This is a genomic window from Citrobacter sp. Colony219 (assembly GCF_019382635.1).
Lineage (GTDB): Bacteria > Pseudomonadota > Gammaproteobacteria > Enterobacterales > Enterobacteriaceae > Citrobacter > Citrobacter youngae.
The window spans coordinates 4,311,502-4,312,317 of the sequence record NZ_CP080033.1 but is presented as its reverse complement, the minus strand read 5'-3'; the positions used below and the strand labels follow the sequence as shown (position 1 = coordinate 4,312,317).

The following is an 816-nucleotide window of genomic DNA, read 5'->3' as shown; positions in this document are numbered from 1 at the left end:
ATGTTCCAGTTCCCGCCAGAAGGGACGCTGGTTGAAGTCGCTTTTACCGGGGGGCGACCTGATAAACCGTTTATCAGACAGACGCTGCCGGATGGTACCAGTCTGCCGGATGTAAAGCCCGGCGAGCAGCTGCAACAGCAGCGGGCGGAGGTGTCGCAGCGTGTTACCCAGGCGGGCGACTGGGTGAGGCAGACCGATCAGACCATCAGCGAAACATCGATGGCGCGGACGGTCAAAGCCGACACGGAACAACGTGATCTGGTCAGTCGGGAAACCACGGTAAAAGCCACTGATAATACCACTGTACTGGGTACCGCCACCCTGATGGCCGGAGCTATTCAGCAGGTCAGTGCCGGTGATTACAGCCAGGCCGTGAAGGGCAACAGGCTGGCCAGCATTGAAGGGAATGACGAAACCGATATAACCGGGAAACAGTCCACGAAAGTGGCCGGTGCCGTGGATGTTGATGGGGGAACCCTGACAGAAAAGATTGCCGCGCTGCGTAAATCGGTGGCGGCGGGCGGTCAGCAGATTATGGGGGCAACCGTCCATATTGGCAGTGAGAGTGTCAACACGCTGACCATGATGCTGGACACCATTGATTTACTGGCAGAGCTGGCGCAGCAATGTGCGAGCCATTCACACCCCAGCGTGGGTACGCCAACCAATGCCGGCGCATTTACCCAGACGGCAGAGAAGGCCGGACAGACCCGCAATAAGTACCAGAGCATAATCGCCTGACCATCCCATCAGCCCGCATCTAATGCGGGCTTTTTTGTACCCGCGCCCAGACCTCACCAGACGCATTCTGAGCGT

At 58.2% G+C, this 816-nt stretch carries 1 pseudogene; it reads left to right on the top strand.

The window, feature by feature from the left end:
• A pseudogene (locus JTI85_RS19035) lies at window positions 1–741 on the top strand (hypothetical protein); the annotation flags it as partial.
• Window positions 742–816 lie beyond the last annotated feature (75 nt).